Raw genomic sequence first — 15941 nt, 5'->3', positions numbered from 1 at the left:
CTCGCAAGGGCGGCAAGCTGAGCCGTCTGTGGAAAAATGTCTGCCGTCAAGACGGTCTCTAGCTCTTAGCCTCCGAAGCGTCCCCCTCCTCCGCGACGCTGGCCGCGCCGCAGAGACCCTCGTAGCGGCGCGGCGCCCCAAAGGCCCACGACATCTATATCCCAGACCTGCACCTAGACACGATACGTCAGAAGACGCGGGATCTTCGCTGATCGACGGCCCTGAAAATCCACGCCACGCACGTCAAAATAAAATCACGCACAAAATTGTTGTTTTGTGCGTGACGCGGGAGTATTGAGATTCAGGAAGGCGGACCAAGGAGGTCGACATGGCGTTTCGAGCGGGTGAGCTCGCAAAGAGCGGGCAAGAAGAAGTCGAGGCCTACTTTGTCCCTCGCGCACGCGACGCGACGCCGGAAGTTCGGGCGCACAGTCGACAGGTTCTGCAGACCCTGATCGATGACCTCGGTCCCGTAGTTGACGCTTACCCCAGCTGGCACCCCCTGGTCGCCAAACATGACCCCCGCCACCCGGCCACCACGCCTGGCAAGCAATGCGGCTACAACGGCCTGGATCACACGCGATACTTCGCCCACGGCTTCGTCACCTGCCCCTATGGCGACGGACAGGACGTCATCGACTCGGTCAGCACCCTGCCCCGCTATCCCCACGCCCAGATCATCGCCGAGCGGCTGGACGTGCAGTTCTACAGTCCTGACGCGACGCCGATCCTGGTGAAGTGCGACTGGGACCACGCCTTAAACGATGACCACACCGTGCCCTTGGCGCTGGCCATGCCGCTCATCCTCGAAAAGGAGGTGCCGTGCTGGCGCTGGAGCCAAGTGGCTGAAACCTGGGAAACGATGCGGCCCTATTTCCTCGGCCGACCACACGGCGCACGGTCATCGCTGTTTGTGAGCCAAGAGACCGGCCAGTCGATCAAGACGGTTTGGAACGCAGTCATCCAAACCGGCATGTTCGGCCCGATCAAGGTATGAGCGCCGTGTCTCTCAATCCGCACGATCAGGCTAGCGATAGTTTCACGGCCCAGGCTGTCGTTGGCTTCGGCAGACTCGTGGCCGCTAAGGATCGAACGACCTTGAAGATCTGCGAGATCGCGCTATGTTCAGCGGGTCACGGGCCGCCACACGTCTTCCTTCGGGAAGAGTGCAAAAGGGCGGTCCTTTTCGTTTAAGATGGCGCTTCCCCCCTACGCAAAGCCCCATGCGACACCCGCGGACTGGGTTCGACACCTCGTCCAACGCGGGCTGATCGTGGCTAATCCCCAGATCGCGGCCGATGAAATCGACCTCGTCGGCTACGAGCGGCTGCGGATCTATTTCATCGCCCGTCGTCAGACCCACCTCGTCGGAAAGCCGTTCAGGCCCAACACGAGCTACGCCGACATTCTGCAGCTCTACGAGTGTGACCGTCAGCTGCGCTCAGCCTGTTTCGACGCCTGCGGGATCTTCGAGGTGGCGTTCCGCAACAGCATGTCCGAGGCTCTGACCAACGCCCATGGCAGCCATCCCCACAAAATGGCCGACGCCTTCCACAACGCCGCCGATCGGCGGGACGCGATGCAACAGCTTGCGACCGTCTACGCCAAGTCGAAGGACGCCCGGGCTCGCCACTACATGCAGACCTATAGCGACCCCGTCCTGCCGCCTTTCTGGACGATCAAGGAGTTCCTGACCTTCGGCGCCAGCGTGCGGCTCTACAAGCTGCTGGCCAATCCGATGAAGACAGCCATCGCCGCAGCCTTCGGCCTGCCGTCCCATGATGTGTTCACCAACTGGCTCGAGTGCCTGGTCGACCTTCGAAACGTCTGCGCCCACCACGACCGCCTGTTCAACCGCACTCTGCAGAAGCAGCCGGCCCGCCTGCGACGTCACAATCTTCCGGCAGCGCCCAGCAACAAGCTCAAGAGCCTGCTGGAATGCCTGGACTTCATGCTGGCCCAGCGAGGCTTGCCTGCCGCAACTGTGAACCGGGTCGACCACATCCTGCAGATCCATCCCGCCGTTCAGCGCGCCGAGGTCGGATACTAGGCGCCGGCCAGCTTGGCCAGATCGCTCGGCTCTGGGCGAGTACGAGAGCCTGGCCCTGCATTCCACATCGGAGCTTCTTGCCGAAAGCCTCGGCATGAAGAGCTCTCAGTTGTAAGCCCGGGCCGATTTCACTCCGCTCGCTGACTACGCCCCCGCTACGAAGACGCTATTCGACCCTGCGCCACACCTCTTGAGCCAGGCTGCGGAACTTGGAGATACTGAGAGATCCCCGCTCGTTCCGGCTTCGGCTAGCCTTCCCACCACGGACCCGCCCTCGACGGCGTGCGCAACTGCTCCACCGCCTCAACGCCGAGCAGGGCGTTGAGGAGGCCGCTGTCCCGGACGTAAACCTTGCGCTTCTTTCCCAAGCCGACATTTCCGCCCTCGGGGGTGGTTCCACAGCCGCCGCGTCAGGCCCAGGTCGTCGAAGACGGACAGCGCAGCTCTGAGTTCACCCGATGGCTCCGTATCGCCGCGTCGACCGCCGCTCTCGCCCGCCTGGCGGCGCACTACTGCGGTCTCACGAGATCGAGAACGACGACCTTCACTCGGCCGGTCTGCGCCTGGACGCTGCCCGCTGTCAGCGCACTCTGCAGCGCCTCGGGCGTCGTCGGCGCCGGCGCTCCGCCTGGCGGGCGCTTGAGCGGTTTGGTCGTTCCGGCGCCGAACCACAGCACGAGGTAGATTCCGGCCTCGGCCCTCCAGTCGTTGACGTACAGCCGCTCAAGCTGATGGTCGGCGGCGGTCCAGAGCTCGGGATGCCACTGCCCCTTGATCTCGATGGGCGTCATCATGGCGCCCAGCTGGCAGATGATATCGGCGCGCTTGTCGTCGGCCAGATGTCCTTCGGGATCGGCATGGATCTCGAATGGCACGGGTCGCAACATCTTGAGGATTTCGTCGCGGCAATGCTCCTCGTTGCGAGGCGTGTCGCCGTCCCAGAAGGCCTTGTAGTAGTCGACGTCGGCGCCGCGCAGCTTGCGCTGCAAAACCTCCAGCTCCTCGCACATCACCTGCTGCAGCTGGAGCGCCGTGGTGGGCGGCCCGTCCGTCACCGCCGCCCGGACCGTCGCCAGCTCCGGCGCCCGCCAACCGGTCTCGACGGCCTTCCGCTTCTGCTCGGCAGCAGCAGACTTCACATGATCCGAATAGCCGTCAGGCTCTCGCTCGCTCAGGCTCTTCATGGCGACGATCGCTTCCGGCGAGGCGTCGTTGCCGAGCCGGTTGATCAGCGCGACGACGAAATCGGCCGCGTCCCACGCGTTCGTGTGGCCCGAGGTCACCCCTGTGGGACGCGAACACATCGGATAGCGGGTCCGGAACTGGTCTAGCAGCCAGAGGAGCTGTGCGGCGTCGAGCTGCAGCCGGCCCGGATCGTCCCGGCGACCACCCAGGCGCGCCCGAATGTGCCAGAGCAGTTCTTCCTCCACCGGTCCGCCGCCAACGAGCTCAGGCGCGACCTGCTCAAAATCGATCAGGACTCCGACAGCATCCCAATTGCGGCGCCGTTCGTCGTCCAAACCAGGCCCAGCACGCCGTGCGCGCATGATGCCCCTCAGCGCGTCGCGCGCAGCAGGCGTGACGAGGGTCAGGTCGATCAGTTCTCCCTCCGGATCACACGCCATGGCGGGGAAGCGCTTCAGCCATTCGATCGCCAGCGCCACGGCCAGTCTCTTGTCTCGTTCCTCTCGAACGAAGGCATAGAGGCCCGATACATGTTTGGCGCTCGCAGCGAACTGCGGTTCCAAGAAGAGACGTTGAACCGCTTCCCAGCAACCCCGTCCACGCAGTGCGTCGGCGAGCGCCTTGCTCAGGTCGGGCAGCCCGGCATGACTATCGATCGGGGCGTGCATCAACTCGCACAGCCCCGCCATCAGCCGCTCGTCCGGCAGGTCGTCGAACCCCCTGCCTGTCCGGAGCCGCTCGGCCAGGGCCGCCACGACGATATAGGCCGCGTCCCAATGCCGGCTTTCAGCGTGGCTCTCGGCGATCTCAGCGGCCGTCGGCTTGGGTGGCGAGGCCGTGAGAAAGGCGTCGAAGCCGGCAAGACTGGCCTCGCAGATTTCGGGACCGAGCCATTCGGTGACGCGGCCCGGGCCACCGTCAGTCTTGTCTCCTATGTCGTAAAAGAGATTGAGGTAGGCCTTCGCGGGTTCAACGATGGCGCCATATTGGCCCGCGCGGATCTGCTCGATGCGGCCGGCGTAGCCCTTGCGGTGCTTGGCCCAGCTGGCTTCGCGCTCTCGCTGTCGCTTGTCCTCCCGCTCCTGCTGCTTGACCTTCCATTCCGGGACGACGGGGATGGGTAGCTCGGCGAGCCAACCGAGCGCCTCATCGTCGTCGCCGGCGAACCTCCGGGCCGCCTCACGGCTTTTCGCGCCCTCCGTTTCGCTATGCTGGCCAAGCCTCAGCACGTCGCGCCAACGCCGATCGGTCGTCTCCAGGTGATCGAGCAGGGCGATGACGTCATCTTCGTTAACCTGGAGGCCGTTCGATCGATCGACCATCCGCCAGTATCGACCCCAGACCTCCATCTCGCCAGGCTGATCGAGGACCACATGGCGCTGGACGGCGGATCGCAAGGCCACGTCCTGCGAGAAGTGGCGGCTGACGGCGTCGCGGGCTTCACGATCTACACCGGAATGCACATTGAATGGCGCCAGCCAGGATGCGACCTTCTCAGGCGTGGTCGGACCATACGCCAAGCGACGGGCCAGTAGCTCGTAGGCCAGGTCGGTGATGGCGCGATCAGGATCATAGTCGTCGCGATCGGCGTCGCCAGCTTCCAGCGCGGCGATAGCGTCAAGGATAACGTCGATCCTCTCGCCAGGAAGATTGCGCACGAAGCTGAAGAACAGTCCGATTGTACGGGTCGACTGACCAAGCTGGGCGACCACCATCCTAACCAGAAGATCGTCTTCGAAGGCCGCGTAGCCGATCAGGTCCGTCAGCTCGAGCGCCAGGCGAACACCGTCCTCGCCTTCCTCGGCGATAAGCTGGGAGACGATTTCCGGCCAGTCTTCCGTCCTCGCCGACTCGACAAGCCGTTCAGCCGCGTCGCTGCGAATACCGAAGGGCTCGCCTTGATCGAGGGCGAGCTTTCGCAGCAGATCGGCGAGTTCGGCGACCAAGGCCGAGCCCGCGAAGGCCCGGAGCAGGATGCGCTTCAGCGGCCAGGCCGTGCGCGCGTTGCTAAGAAGCTCACGGACTTTGGATAGTAGGGCCGGCTGGGCGAAGCCGCCGATCACGATCTCGCTCCATCCGGCGAAGTTCGGAAGAGCCTTTTCCAGCCCGGCCAAAAGCCCTTGCGCCTGGGTCGTGCTCAGAACGCCCACGTCGCCGTACTGCACCACACCAAGCGGGTCGGCGGCGATGGCGCTGACGGCCAGTTCCGAGCTGTGCCAGGCCAGCCAGGCGTGAAGTCCGCGCAGGCTCGCCGGCACAAGATCGTCTTTGACGAAGAGGGCGTGAAGGCGCCTGCGCTTGCGACCCGTATCCGCCTGGCGCGCCAGCCAGCGCGCGCCGAGATACTCGCCGATCGCGCGGTGAGCATAGGTGAAGCGCTCCGGCTCCAACGCCACGAACAGGCGCGAGCCCAGGACATCCCGGATGCCCAGGCCGGCCGGCAGCTCCTTGACCTCGCTCGCCGCCACATCGTCGTCGCTGACGGTGGCCTTGGTCGATATCGCTTCCTTGCCGGTCAGGATCAGGGCCGCGAAGGCGGCGCCGGCGACGTCCAGCACGTCCGCTTCTGAGAGCTGGGCGAGCCTACCCCCCGCCTTCTCCTCGCGGTGCTCGCGCCGCAGCAACTTCGTCGCTTCATTGAACAGCTCGCCCTTGGATGTTGGAAGCCGCTTGGCGCGCGCCACCTCCTGGACCAGGCCCAGGGTCTGAGGGTTGCTCCACAGACCAGCTAACCCCTTCTTCTCGAGGCCTTGGGTTGTCGCCTCAGCCTGTTGGTCGCCCAGAGTCTCCGTCAGGAACGTCACGGCGTCGGGTCGCTCGAGCGGCTCGATATGCAGTTGCAGAGGGTCGGTCTCGTAAAGGTCGCGCAAGCCCTGGAGCGCGGTGGCGCTCCGCCAGTCGGCGACCCGACAGGCAAGGATGAACCTGGGAAGCTTCAGGGCCGCGAGCTTGGCGACTACCTGATCGACAGCGTCTCCCGCGCCATGGGCGGGCACCTCGTCGAGAGCGTCGATCACCAGCGTCTGAGCGTCGCCGAACCGTTCGACGACATCCGGCCGATTGATGAGGACCCGCGCCGTGCAGCGCTCGTAGCCGCCTACACCGTCGAGCTTAGCTAGAAGCGTGGACTTGCCCATCCCCGCCTCGCCGAGGACGACGAGCGAGCGAGAGTCCGTCTGGAGAAAGCTCTCGCCTACAACATGAGTCTGGCTTCCATCGCTGTACCAGAGGGTGCGTTGTAGAATCTTGTTCGTCACGTCAGCAACTTGCCCAAATATTCCGATGCTTGCCAGTCCTCCTACTGGTGATTGGACCAGCGTCATTCGGCTAATTACCCATGCACACGTTCAGGGTATCCATCGAACGGTCGGAAGTTAAGCCGCCCCGCACAGGCCGATAGCGGCCGAAACAAAGGTCCGCTTCGAGTCAGAAGCCGTCGTCCGATAACCGGTCGCCATCCTTAGGTTCGCGCCAAGCGCTACTCCCGACCCCACAAACCGGCGCTCACAGGGCGCGCGAGGTTGGAGACTGTCAGCCGGCCGGCGCCAGCGCACGATATGGTTGGCCGCGTTCGCCCGCCTCGGCGCGCGTCAGCACCCTGGTTGCGAACGTCGAAGACACCACGACCTTCACGCCGCGATGCCGGATGCCCTCGTCCAGCGTCTTGGCCACCCGCTCCATTTGATGGAAAGTCGCGCACCAGTCTTCGCTGTCGACCTCGATCAGTCCGGGCAGCAGGTCCTCGTCGCCGTTGGCGGCAGAGGACATGGCGTCGATGGCGTTGATCAGTTGGTCGAGGGTCATGTCACGCCCGTCTATCTGAGTCGGCCGAATCTCGGCTACGCAGCCGGCGGATAGACACGCTCGACAAGGAGAGATCCTGCAGGAGCTGAATTGAGTATTTGGTTTTCGGGCGCCGAGAGCTCCAGCCAGCGAAGACCGGATTGAGGAGGCAGGACCACGATCTGGCGGCTGTGATAAGGAGCTACGTCCGGTCCCGGCTCGGTCGTCAGCATGGCGAAGGCACCTTCTTTCACAATGCCCGCAATCCAGAACCAGGGCTGATCGACCATAGTGAAGAGCCACCGGGTCTTCTTTCCCGCCACCCGAGGTTCAGTAAATTCGTAAAAGCCGTCCGCAGGGATGAGACAGCGGGTCGAATGTGCGAAAAAACGCCCCTCCGAACGGAAGTTGAAGACCGGCTTTCCTCCCCCGCCCTTCCACGACCAAGGGGTCATGGTCATTTGCAGGCCCTGGCTCCCCGCCGTCACGACCGGCGCCCGATCGCCAATGCGGTAGTCCGTCGCCGCCAGATTGGGCAAGCCTCCAGGCAGGGCGAGCGTGCGACCGACATCGGCGAAGGGCGCCATCAACTGATGGGCCGGAACATGGAGGCGGTAGTTGTTGCACATGGTCCCGCTCCAACGCCTCACGCGCCCGTCGGCTTCCTTACGTCAGCTCGCACCATGCCCTCTGTCGGATAGCTCCCCCCCTAGGCCGCCCCGCTCAGCTCGGCCCATGCGGCCTTGACCGTAGTAGCAGCGGCCATGAGCGGAAAGCGCTGCGACGACACGGCGTTCAGACCGGAATGCAGTTTCTGCAGCCGACAATGGATGTCGATCAGTTCCGCGAGGTCTTCAGCCGTCAAGGCGGCCTTGGACGACATGCCCTTGTAACGGCTCATGGTTCAATATCCGGGATTGGGGTGAAGACGAGGACCCAGGCCGCATGTCCTCCAGAGCCTCCACGATCCTGCCCGCCAGTCCCGGGACCTTCAGGTCCAACGCCGAGGTGAGCCGGGCGAACATATTGGAAAGGACGGGATCGTGGCGCGCGGCGGGACCTTGTCTCCATAAGGCCGCCAGATGGAGCGCCTCCGTTTCAAGGCAGGTGGGCTCGGCTCTCATCCGGGGCGCCCTGCCAGCCGCAGACCGGCCATCAGCTCGACTGTGGGAAGTGGAATGTCTGGGCGCCGACCGGCCTCGAGATCCCGGTCCAGCTTTTCCTGTTCTTGCTCCATGGCCTCATCAGGGCCGGGGTTATCCATGATTCATCTCCTGAGGGCGCCGACGCCACGCCACATCAACACATGAACAAATCAGGAACAATATCTGTTGGCGTTCTGCCCACAGCCCGGGCGGTCCTGTGGACAACCGGGCGTTTGATGAAGCTTTCACGACCCTTCCGACCCGGGCGGAACCGAACGAAGTCCACTTCGTTAGGTGCGCGCCAATCAAGGAAAGCGGCGTGATTTCATACTACTGTATAGTCAATATGCCCGGCGTTCCCGCCCGGGAAATCGAGGTTCTGGACGCAAGCGACGACAGGTCCGCTATCACCGCCATCAAGGCCGTGGCCCATCGATGGATCGGGTTCGACACGATTGAACTCTATCACGGCGAACGCGTCGTAAAGGTGCTGTCCAATCCCTCAATGGGATTTCCCACAGCCCCCCTGCCCCTTTCGGACGAGCTTTCGCTCTGGGACGAAGCCGCCTGATGCCGCTTCTTCAACCTGTTCCACATCATCCCCCAGGCGCCAGACCGGCGCCTGGGGGATGACGCCGACCCGCTATTCCAGAGACGCCCCCGCTGAACGGGCCTGAAGCAGGCGCGCGGCTCCGCCGGCCGTACGCTCCATGACGACGTCCTGGCCGATCTTCGGCGTCTCGCCGCCAGGCATGAGCGGCGCATAGAATTCCTGGCCCTTGTCATCCCTCACTATGGCCCAGGGCGACGTCCCGATCTCGTCGTGTCGTCCGGTCTTCATCACCCGCCCATGCAGCCGGCCCTGGAGAATACGGACCGTCGTCCCTGTCTCCAGTCGTCTCTCGTTGAGGGAGCGTATGACGTCCTGGTGTGCGCCCAGCCGCCGCAGCTTCTGCTCCATTTGCGCATCCAGCACGAAACCTTTTGCCGACCGCTCGGCCAGGCCCAAGGCTTCAAGAGTCCTGAGCCTGCCGCGGCTCAGAGCCGACCAGGCGTCCCTGCCTCCCAAGCCGTCCTCCACCCAGCCGCCAGCGTCGCTCAAGGACAGCAGGCGACGATCCAGGGCCGTGAAGGCATGCGCGCGCGTCTGGCGCCACACTCGCGCTTCGGCCTCGATAAGCGAGAGATCGCCCAGCCGCTCCTGCGCCGCTTCCTGGGCGCGCGCCCTCAGGCCATAGGCGATGTAGTCGCGCGGCAAGACGAGATCACGCCCATCAGCCCGACGTCCCCTCAGCAGAACATGGGCGTGGGGCTTGGCCGTGTCGAAGTGGCAGACGGCGATCCAGGACAGATTTCCCTCTCCGAGATCGTCGCCGACCCGCCCCATGACGTCCCTGACATAGGAAGGCAGGTCCCGTATTCGATCGCCGTGTTCCGGGGAGATGATGAGCCGAAAGTGGTGTCGGTCCCGGCTCCAGCCCGCTGTAGAAACTCGGGGATCGACGGCCCCGTCGCGGTTGAAAAAGTCCGGTCGTTCGCCCTCCTGCCCTGCCCCGCGTCGCCCGAGATAGGCGACATGAGCGGCAAGGGCGGCGGACCGTGCGCCGCCCCGGCCGACATGGCGTGACACCAGCGCCTTGACCACCACGCGCTGGCGGACATCAAGACGGAAGCCTCGTCCTGACCGCCTCTGCGCTGCGCTGAGCACGCCGGATCGATCCCCCAGGGCGAAGTTTCTCGACGCCGCCAGACGCATCAGCAGGGCTGGCCGCACGCCCTGGTCCGACTTCAGCCGCACAGGCAACCGGGGTTGGCAGCCCGACGGAAGGCCTTCCCGGACCCCCTCCTGCAGCAAGGCGATGCGATCGCGCACCAGCATGGACGACCTTCCTGACGACCGTGAAACCTCCAGGAAACGACGACGACTTTCCGCAAGTCTTGCCGAAGCGGAGGAAACGGGACGAAACCACGGAAAATATAGCCGAAATCCGTGTCGCCCTCAGCCTCCTTTTATCTTGCCCTAGGCCCGTTTTCGAAGATTTCCGGACATCATGGTCTTAACCCCGCACACCTAATCATAGGTCCGCAAACATGCGCGCAGGGGGGCCGCCGAACCGCCAACGCGCCTTCGCCATCCACCGCGCGCGGTCCGCCCCTCCACAACACGAAGAAACCCGCCCGGCCGAAGCCGAGCGGGTCAGTTCAAGACCAATAAGCCAGTCGTTCTTCAGTGCGGTCGCGACCGGACCGCCAGATGCCGGAGCCCCTGTTCCATCGCCTTCTGCCCGAGATTGAGCGCCGGTCCGAACGGACGTCCGTCAGCTGCTCGCTCCCCGTCCAACGACCTGGAGAGCGTAAGGCAGCAGGTGGGCTCCAGAGCGATCAGATCGTCGTTGGCCTTGAAGGGCGCGGCCTTGCCGTGGGCGTCGAAGTCCGCGCGAGCGAGGATGAGCGTCACCCCCTTCTGCTGGGCCCATCGGATGGCCAGCTTCTCCGCCCCCTTCGCCCCGGTCGTTGCGAGGGCCATGTCCGGCCACTCCGCCAGAGCCCAGTTCAGGGCGTCGAAGATGCGGGCCGCATCCTCCTGCGCATCCGCCGATGGCGCGCCCCGGAAAGCCACGACCGCGCCCCTATGAGCGGCGTCGCCCGCCCGCCGGTCTCGAACCGCGCGGATTGCCTGTTTAGCTTCCAGCTGCGCCGCCGTCAGGAAGCTGCCCCGGCGGCTTCCCCGCCAGGCGGTCCAGACCTCGCCGGTGGCGACCGTCCAGGCGTCGGAGGCCGCATCCCGGATCCTCTCGGCCGCCTGCGTCGCCGCATCTCCGGCCCGAGCCTTCACGGTCGCTTCCTGAAGCTCCACGTCCGCCGCCTCCGATCCGTCGAAGTCACGGTCGAGCCGACGCATCGTATCGCGCGCCCGGTCGGCCTCCCGTTCGATCCGCCCCGCCGCCGAGTGGAAGGCGCCGATCAGGGCTTCGCCGAGCAGTGTCTGGAAGTCCTCCAGCGCCGTGTCCGCGATCACATCCAGCAGCTCGGTCATAAGGGCGCGTCCAAGCTGGACCAGCGCCTCCTCTGACGCCTGCGGTCGCGGATCGCCAAGCGCTGCGGCCGTGTCGTCCAAGGCGGCGAGGTTCGGCGCCAATGCTGCTGTAAAGGCGAGGTTCGAGGTCTGCATGTCGTCACTCCAGTTCTGAAAGGCCGAAGCGCCCCATGCGCAACGACCCCATCTCTGGCCACGTCGGGGCCCCCGGCAGTCACCGCAGTGGTCCTCATCTCGAGGGCCGCTAAGGGAAACGGCGAAGCCGTTGACGGCCGGGGTGACGTGTCAGGATGGGAAGTCGTTGTGTGGGGGCATGTCCTCGTCCCGCTTGGGACGAGGACGCCTCTCGGCGCCGTCGCGCCGATGACGACGCCTGACAGGCCGGAACCCTCGACCGCGACGACGGCCGCGCCGTCGGCGCCTGCGCCCGGACGGCCCTGGTCCCTGCCAGCGCCTCCAACCTTAAACGCCGCCGACCATTCTCAGCAGGCTTTCCGCCGTGCAGGCGCGCTTCTGATAACCGACCTCGGCATGGGCCGCGCAGAAGGCGCCGCGCGCCACCGTCCGCCCGCACAGGCCGAAGCCCGGCTCCCCGGAACAGCCATAGGGCCAGCGGCACTGGCCCCGCCTCACCGACAGGATGGAGACCGTCGGCTCCGACGGCGTCACGACCACCCGCGTCGCAGGCCTGGGCGTCGCCCTGATCTTCGGCGGGCCAGACGACCGCGTCGCTGGTCTCGCGGCGGGCATGTCCTCGCCTCCAGGCTCAGCGCCTCGCGGGGCTGTAGCTCGATCACGGCGCGCCTCTGGTCCGCGGGCCAGGCCCAGGCGATAGACCTTGCTCAGGACGGCGCAGCGCGAGACGCCGGGTCCCAGGGCCTTGGCGATCCAGGCGGCCGTCCGCCCTTCCTGCCAGAGGGTCTTCAGTTTCTGCGTATTCTCGGGGGTCCAGACGTCGGAGGTCATGGCGGTGCTCGGTCAGCAAGCCCGATCGGCTCGCCCGTTCCCGCCCTTCCTCCTCCCTCCCAACATGAAGAAGGCCCGACGTTCTCGCGCCGGGCCCAGGTTCGATCATCCGCCTGAAGCCGCGGCCTCTGCTCAGAAGGGGATGTCGTCGTCCAAGGCGGCTGTTCCGCTTCTCGTATCATCAGTCTGATCGCCAGCCGCACCATCCATCCGGTCTTGGCCCTCCGTCGAGGAAGCCCGGCGGTTCTTCAGCCGCATGTCCTCCACCACCACCCGCAGGTCGTAGTGTTCGACACCGCCCTTGCCGGTCCAGGTGTCGTTCTCGACATGGCCCTGGATGACGACCCGGCTGCCCTTGCGAGCATAGGGGGCGATATAGTTCTCGGCTGTCGCCTCGTTGAAGCAGACGCAGTTGAAGCCGGTCGTCCGCTCCCCGGGCTCGCCATCGGCGCGGCGATAGCGGGTGGTCTCCAGCAGGCGGAAGCTGGCGCGCTTGCGACCCGATCCCTGGGCCGAAAGAATGGAGGGATCGGCGGCCAGATAGCCTTCGATGACGAGGGTCTGCATGGTCAGTCTCCTTTGATATGGATTGAGGGGTCAGGCCGCCGCGCGACGGCCCCTGCGAGGACGCTCCGAGGCAGCGGCGTCCGGGTGCGCGTTCGAGGCCTCGGCGTCGGGCTCGTCCGCCCGCTCGGCGGTTCGGTCCAAGGCCCAGTCGAGCACGGTCAGCCGGTTCACCACCAGTTCCTTGGCGGCGCGCTCCATTCCGTCCCGGGCTGTATAGGCGGTGTCGACAAAGGCCCCCACGACCAGGGCCTCGCAGCCCTTGGCCAGGGCGCGGGCGATGACCTTCTCATTGAGCCCCTTGGCCCAGCTGACGCAGTTGACGCCGACGATGCGGTCCTTGCCGCCCGCGTCCACGCCGCGCTTCTCGAGCAGCCGGAACACCGCCTTGGCGTAGTCCGGGCTGATCTGGGGGTCGGCCGCGAGCCGGCCGGTAAACACCATGGTCTGCATTGTCAGTCTCCTTGATCCGGAGGCCAGGGAGACCCTCTCCCCGTTTCACCTCGCCTCCCTGATCCCTTCCCCGTCTTCCGGACCGGTTCCGCCGGACGCCGCCCGACGAAACCGGCTTTCCGGTCAGGCGGCCGCGTCGCCCGCAGTCGCCGCGTCCGAATTGCCAGACGCCAGGGCCGCCTCGCCGGCCGGCGTCACCACGAAGACCCCGACGCCCCAGGCGGCGTCACCGTGGAGCTCATCCCCATCCGCCTCTCCATCGGATCCCGCGACGGCACCAAGGACGCCTTCTGGGACGCCGCCTGGGTCGCCTTCTGGGTCCCCCGGCCCGACCTGGCGCTCGCCGGTCTGTTCCCCGACATCGCCACCTGACGCGTTCTCCGCCCCCTCATCGGCTTGGGCGCCGGAGACGGCGTCGGGTTCATCGTCAGAGCCGGCGGCTGCCCTGTCCGCCACATCCGGGCTATCAGCCGACCTGTTCCAGGCCAGGCAGGCCGGCGCCCAGCGACGCGCAGCAGCCTGATCCTCCGTCCAGGCCACGAGGTCGCCCTTTCTCATGCGGGCGGGGGCCTCGGTTTCCGCGCCCATACGCTCGAGCATCGTAAGCAACTGCTCGCGGGAATGGGGGCGCAGATAGGCCCCGTCAGGCGTCCACCAGCGCGCGATGTCGGCGTCGCACAGGTCGGCGATCTCCGCCGCCTCCGCCCGAGCGCTCTTGCGCACCAGGCTGGTCCGGTCCTCGCGCAGGTCGAGGCTCAGCGCTGTCAGCTCGGCCAGAAGCCCCATCCGGTCGCCTGCGTCCATGGCGTGAACCCAGGCGATGGCCGTCAGGCCGGAGGCTTCCCAGGCCCGACGACGCGCATCGAGACGCTCTCGAACAGCGCCGTCGAGGGTCTCGACGATGCGACCGCCCGTCGGGTTGAAGGCCGTGGTTGTGATCGCCAGGGCGGCCTCGGTACGCCCTACCGGCGGCCAGACCGCCAGGCTGGCGAACAGGCGCGCCGCCAGGACGGTCAGCGCCGCTCCGGGCGCATCCGCCAAGGCCCGGATCAGGCCGCGCGTCGCCATGTCCGTACGCGTGGCGTGCAGGACATGGCTGACCCCCTCGACCTCGGGCGCGGGGGCTTCGGCGCGCGGCGGCGCATAGCGGCTGCCCGCTGTCCGGCGCCCTGCGACCTCTGCCTCGACATCCACCTCGTCTGAAGCCTCGTCCGACGAGGTTGGGGCTTCAACGATCTCGACCGGGGCGTAGCAATCGATCTCCACGCCGGTCCGCAGCGAGGGCCTGAAGACCAGGAGCGTCGCCAGCCGCTGGCCGGAACCGGCCTGGTCCTGGGCGATGCGCGCCTGCACATAGGCCGCCCGACGCCCGGCGATCTCCTCATCGCTCATCCCCTGCTCGACCGCTTCCACGGCCTCAGCCGCCGCCAAGGCACGCTCCCGAGCCTCGCGATAGACATGGGTCGCCTCTTCGGACAGCCCGCCATAGGCGTAGTAGAGCTGCTCCAGGTCCTCCGGCAGGTCCGGCCCTCCCTCTTCGGCGTCGTCGCAGGGAGCGAGGCGAACCGACAGTCCCTCCACCTCCAACGGCGCCGCCATCTCCGCCGCCCGCTTGATCCAGGCCCGCGTCAGGGCCTCGGCATCCAGCAGGACCGGCGGAAGCTCCCCGAACAGGTCGACCTCCGTGCGCCCGCCCTCTGCGGCGTAGAGCGCGGACGTCACCAGGCCGCAACGGGGATCGCAGTCGGTGACCCGGCCCTGTCCGAGCTGTTCCAGAATGCGCCATTCCGGCAGGCCGTGGCCGTCCAGGACGGCCTGTGCCATCTCTGCCTGGGCCTCGGCATCCTTCATCCGGGCCAGGAGACGGGCCTGACGCAGGGTGATGCGTCCGGACTTGAGCGCCTCCAGCGCTGCGGCCGGTAGGGCCGATAAGGCCGCAAGGCGGCGGATCTCGATCTCGCCATAGCCGAGCGCCCGGGCGATCGCCTTCACCCCGAGCCGCGCCTTCAGCATGCGGCCGATGGCGGCGATGACGTCGGCGACATGGACGGGCACGGCCGTATTGGTCAGGACGACCGCCGCGGCCTGACGCGCCCGATCGGTCTCGACAAAGACCTCCACAGCATGGTCGTCGTCGATGACGCCTGCGTCGCGCAACATCCTCAGAGCCAGCAGGCGCCGACGTCCGTCTAGCACCATGTAGGGGGCCTCGCCGCCCCGTCCCGGCCGGACCGTCGGAAACTGCAGCAGGTCGGCGGCGGCGATGGTGTCGGCCAGTTGCGAGATGTCGTCGTCGGGCGCCTCGCCGTAGCGAAGGTTCTCCGGGGCGATATCCAGATCGCCGAGGCGCACGGTCATCTGGCGGCGCGACGGCGCGGAGGCCGCTGAAGCCATTGCGGTCACGCCGCCTGGCGCGGCGGTCTTCCTTGAAGCGGAACGGATCATGGGTCTTCTCCCGCCGGACGGCGAGGCCTATCCCCGCCCTGCCGGCGCCCCGCCTCGCCCTTCCTCCTCCTTCAGAACGGCGGCCTCGTTCCAGTCGCCGTAGGGCGACGGCGGCAGGCGGACCTCAGCCGCCACCCCCAGCCCCCTGAGCCGTCCGCACAAGTCTGCAGCAGCCGCCTCTCCAGCCTGGCCGCGATCACCGGCGATCAGGATGCGGCTCACGCCCCGAGGGGGCGACCAGCGGGCCAGGTTGCCGGCCGACAACAAGGCCCAGCCCGGCAGATCGAAGCGCGCCATGGCCGACAGCGTCGTC

General features: G+C 66.4%; 15 protein-coding genes. 3 read left to right on the top strand and 12 right to left on the bottom strand.

Features of this window, described 5'->3' with window-relative positions:
• Positions 1–328 precede the first annotated feature (328 nt).
• Together RT567_RS01280 and RT567_RS01275 are read left to right on the top strand one after the other, a co-directional pair.
• Complete coding sequence (locus RT567_RS01280) at positions 329–997, top strand: hypothetical protein (RefSeq protein ID WP_313573764.1); 669 nt, start codon at positions 329–331, stop codon at positions 995–997.
• Positions 998–1195: 198 nt separating this feature from the next.
• Complete coding sequence (locus RT567_RS01275; protein ID WP_313573763.1) at positions 1196–2050, top strand: Abi family protein; 855 nt, start codon at positions 1196–1198, stop codon at positions 2048–2050.
• 509 nt (positions 2051–2559) lie between these two features.
• Here the strand turns inward: RT567_RS01275 and RT567_RS01270 are convergent.
• From RT567_RS01270 to RT567_RS01250, 5 genes are all read right to left on the bottom strand, one after another.
• Positions 2560–6492: a hypothetical protein gene (locus RT567_RS01270; RefSeq protein ID WP_313573761.1), complete on the bottom strand. Its 3933-nt coding sequence runs from the start codon at positions 6490–6492 to the stop codon at positions 2560–2562.
• 274 nt (positions 6493–6766) lie between these two features.
• Positions 6767–7039, bottom strand: coding sequence for a hypothetical protein (locus RT567_RS01265; protein ID WP_312205161.1), 273 nt, complete (start codon positions 7037–7039; stop codon positions 6767–6769).
• 35 nt (positions 7040–7074) lie between these two features.
• Complete coding sequence (locus RT567_RS01260) at positions 7075–7647, bottom strand: SOS response-associated peptidase family protein (RefSeq protein ID WP_313573760.1); 573 nt, start codon at positions 7645–7647, stop codon at positions 7075–7077.
• 80 nt (positions 7648–7727) lie between these two features.
• Positions 7728–7919 carry a hypothetical protein gene (locus RT567_RS01255; RefSeq protein WP_313573758.1) on the bottom strand — a complete coding sequence of 64 codons (192 nt, stop codon included), beginning with the start codon at positions 7917–7919 and terminating at the stop codon, positions 7728–7730.
• A 219-nt stretch (positions 7920–8138) separates the two neighbouring features.
• A complete protein-coding gene (locus tag RT567_RS01250) occupies positions 8139–8282 on the bottom strand; it encodes a hypothetical protein (RefSeq protein WP_312205164.1) in 144 nt (47 codons plus the stop codon).
• Positions 8283–8482: 200 nt separating this feature from the next.
• Between RT567_RS01250 and RT567_RS01245 the strand changes: the two genes are divergently transcribed.
• On the top strand, positions 8483–8734 hold the full coding sequence (locus tag RT567_RS01245; RefSeq protein WP_313573756.1) for a hypothetical protein: 252 nt from the start codon (positions 8483–8485) through the stop codon (positions 8732–8734).
• A gap of 72 nt (positions 8735–8806) precedes the next feature.
• Here the strand turns inward: RT567_RS01245 and RT567_RS01240 are convergent, their stop codons facing one another.
• From RT567_RS01240 to RT567_RS01210, 7 genes are all read right to left on the bottom strand, one after another.
• A complete protein-coding gene (locus tag RT567_RS01240; protein WP_313044731.1) occupies positions 8807–10042 on the bottom strand; it encodes a DUF3363 domain-containing protein in 1236 nt (411 codons plus the stop codon).
• Positions 10043–10390: 348 nt separating this feature from the next.
• The gene (locus tag RT567_RS01235) at positions 10391–11335 is read right to left on the bottom strand and encodes a DUF2493 domain-containing protein (protein ID WP_409516133.1); all 945 of its coding nucleotides are present in this window, start codon (positions 11333–11335) and stop codon (positions 10391–10393) included.
• Between the two features lie 327 nt (positions 11336–11662).
• A complete protein-coding gene (locus tag RT567_RS01230; RefSeq protein WP_313573752.1) occupies positions 11663–12166 on the bottom strand; it encodes a GcrA family cell cycle regulator in 504 nt (167 codons plus the stop codon).
• Positions 12167–12298: 132 nt separating this feature from the next.
• Positions 12299–12733 (bottom strand): single-stranded DNA-binding protein, encoded by a 435-nt coding sequence (locus RT567_RS01225; protein ID WP_313573751.1) that lies wholly within the window; start codon positions 12731–12733, stop codon positions 12299–12301.
• A 30-nt stretch (positions 12734–12763) separates the two neighbouring features.
• Positions 12764–13183: a hypothetical protein gene (locus tag RT567_RS01220; protein WP_313573749.1), complete on the bottom strand. Its 420-nt coding sequence runs from the start codon at positions 13181–13183 to the stop codon at positions 12764–12766.
• Positions 13184–13306: 123 nt separating this feature from the next.
• Positions 13307–15628: a chromosome partitioning protein ParB gene (locus RT567_RS01215; RefSeq protein WP_313573748.1), complete on the bottom strand. Its 2322-nt coding sequence runs from the start codon at positions 15626–15628 to the stop codon at positions 13307–13309.
• Between the two features lie 27 nt (positions 15629–15655).
• Positions 15656–15941, bottom strand: a 286-nt coding sequence (locus RT567_RS01210; protein ID WP_313573746.1) for a toprim domain-containing protein, incomplete at its 5' end; no start/stop codon positions are given.

The sequence above is a fragment of the Brevundimonas sp. genome, assembly GCF_032107865.1.
In the GTDB taxonomy this organism is placed as follows: domain Bacteria; phylum Pseudomonadota; class Alphaproteobacteria; order Caulobacterales; family Caulobacteraceae; genus Brevundimonas.
This window is presented reverse-complemented; position numbering and strand designations above follow the sequence as displayed.

Excerpts from the sequence above, each read along its gene's own strand:
- RT567_RS01280 (WP_313573764.1), top strand. The coding sequence starts at position 329 with ATGGCGTTTCGAGCGGGTGAGCTCGCAAAGAGCGGGCAAGAAGAAGTC.
- RT567_RS01275 (WP_313573763.1), top strand. The coding sequence starts at position 1,196 with ATGGCGCTTCCCCCCTACGCAAAGCCCCATGCGACACCCGCGGACTGG.
- RT567_RS01265 (WP_312205161.1), bottom strand. The coding sequence starts at position 7,039 with ATGACCCTCGACCAACTGATCAACGCCATCGACGCCATGTCCTCTGCC.
- RT567_RS01260 (WP_313573760.1), bottom strand. The coding sequence starts at position 7,647 with ATGTGCAACAACTACCGCCTCCATGTTCCGGCCCATCAGTTGATGGCG.
- RT567_RS01255 (WP_313573758.1), bottom strand. The coding sequence starts at position 7,919 with ATGAGCCGTTACAAGGGCATGTCGTCCAAGGCCGCCTTGACGGCTGAA.
- RT567_RS01250 (WP_312205164.1), bottom strand. The coding sequence starts at position 8,282 with ATGGATAACCCCGGCCCTGATGAGGCCATGGAGCAAGAACAGGAAAAG.
- RT567_RS01240 (WP_313044731.1), bottom strand. The coding sequence starts at position 10,042 with ATGCTGGTGCGCGATCGCATCGCCTTGCTGCAGGAGGGGGTCCGGGAA.
- RT567_RS01235 (WP_409516133.1), bottom strand. The coding sequence starts at position 11,335 with ATGCAGACCTCGAACCTCGCCTTTACAGCAGCATTGGCGCCGAACCTC.
- RT567_RS01230 (WP_313573752.1), bottom strand. The coding sequence starts at position 12,166 with ATGACCTCCGACGTCTGGACCCCCGAGAATACGCAGAAACTGAAGACC.
- RT567_RS01225 (WP_313573751.1), bottom strand. The coding sequence starts at position 12,733 with ATGCAGACCCTCGTCATCGAAGGCTATCTGGCCGCCGATCCCTCCATT.
- RT567_RS01220 (WP_313573749.1), bottom strand. The coding sequence starts at position 13,183 with ATGCAGACCATGGTGTTTACCGGCCGGCTCGCGGCCGACCCCCAGATC.
- RT567_RS01215 (WP_313573748.1), bottom strand. The coding sequence starts at position 15,628 with ATGATCCGTTCCGCTTCAAGGAAGACCGCCGCGCCAGGCGGCGTGACC.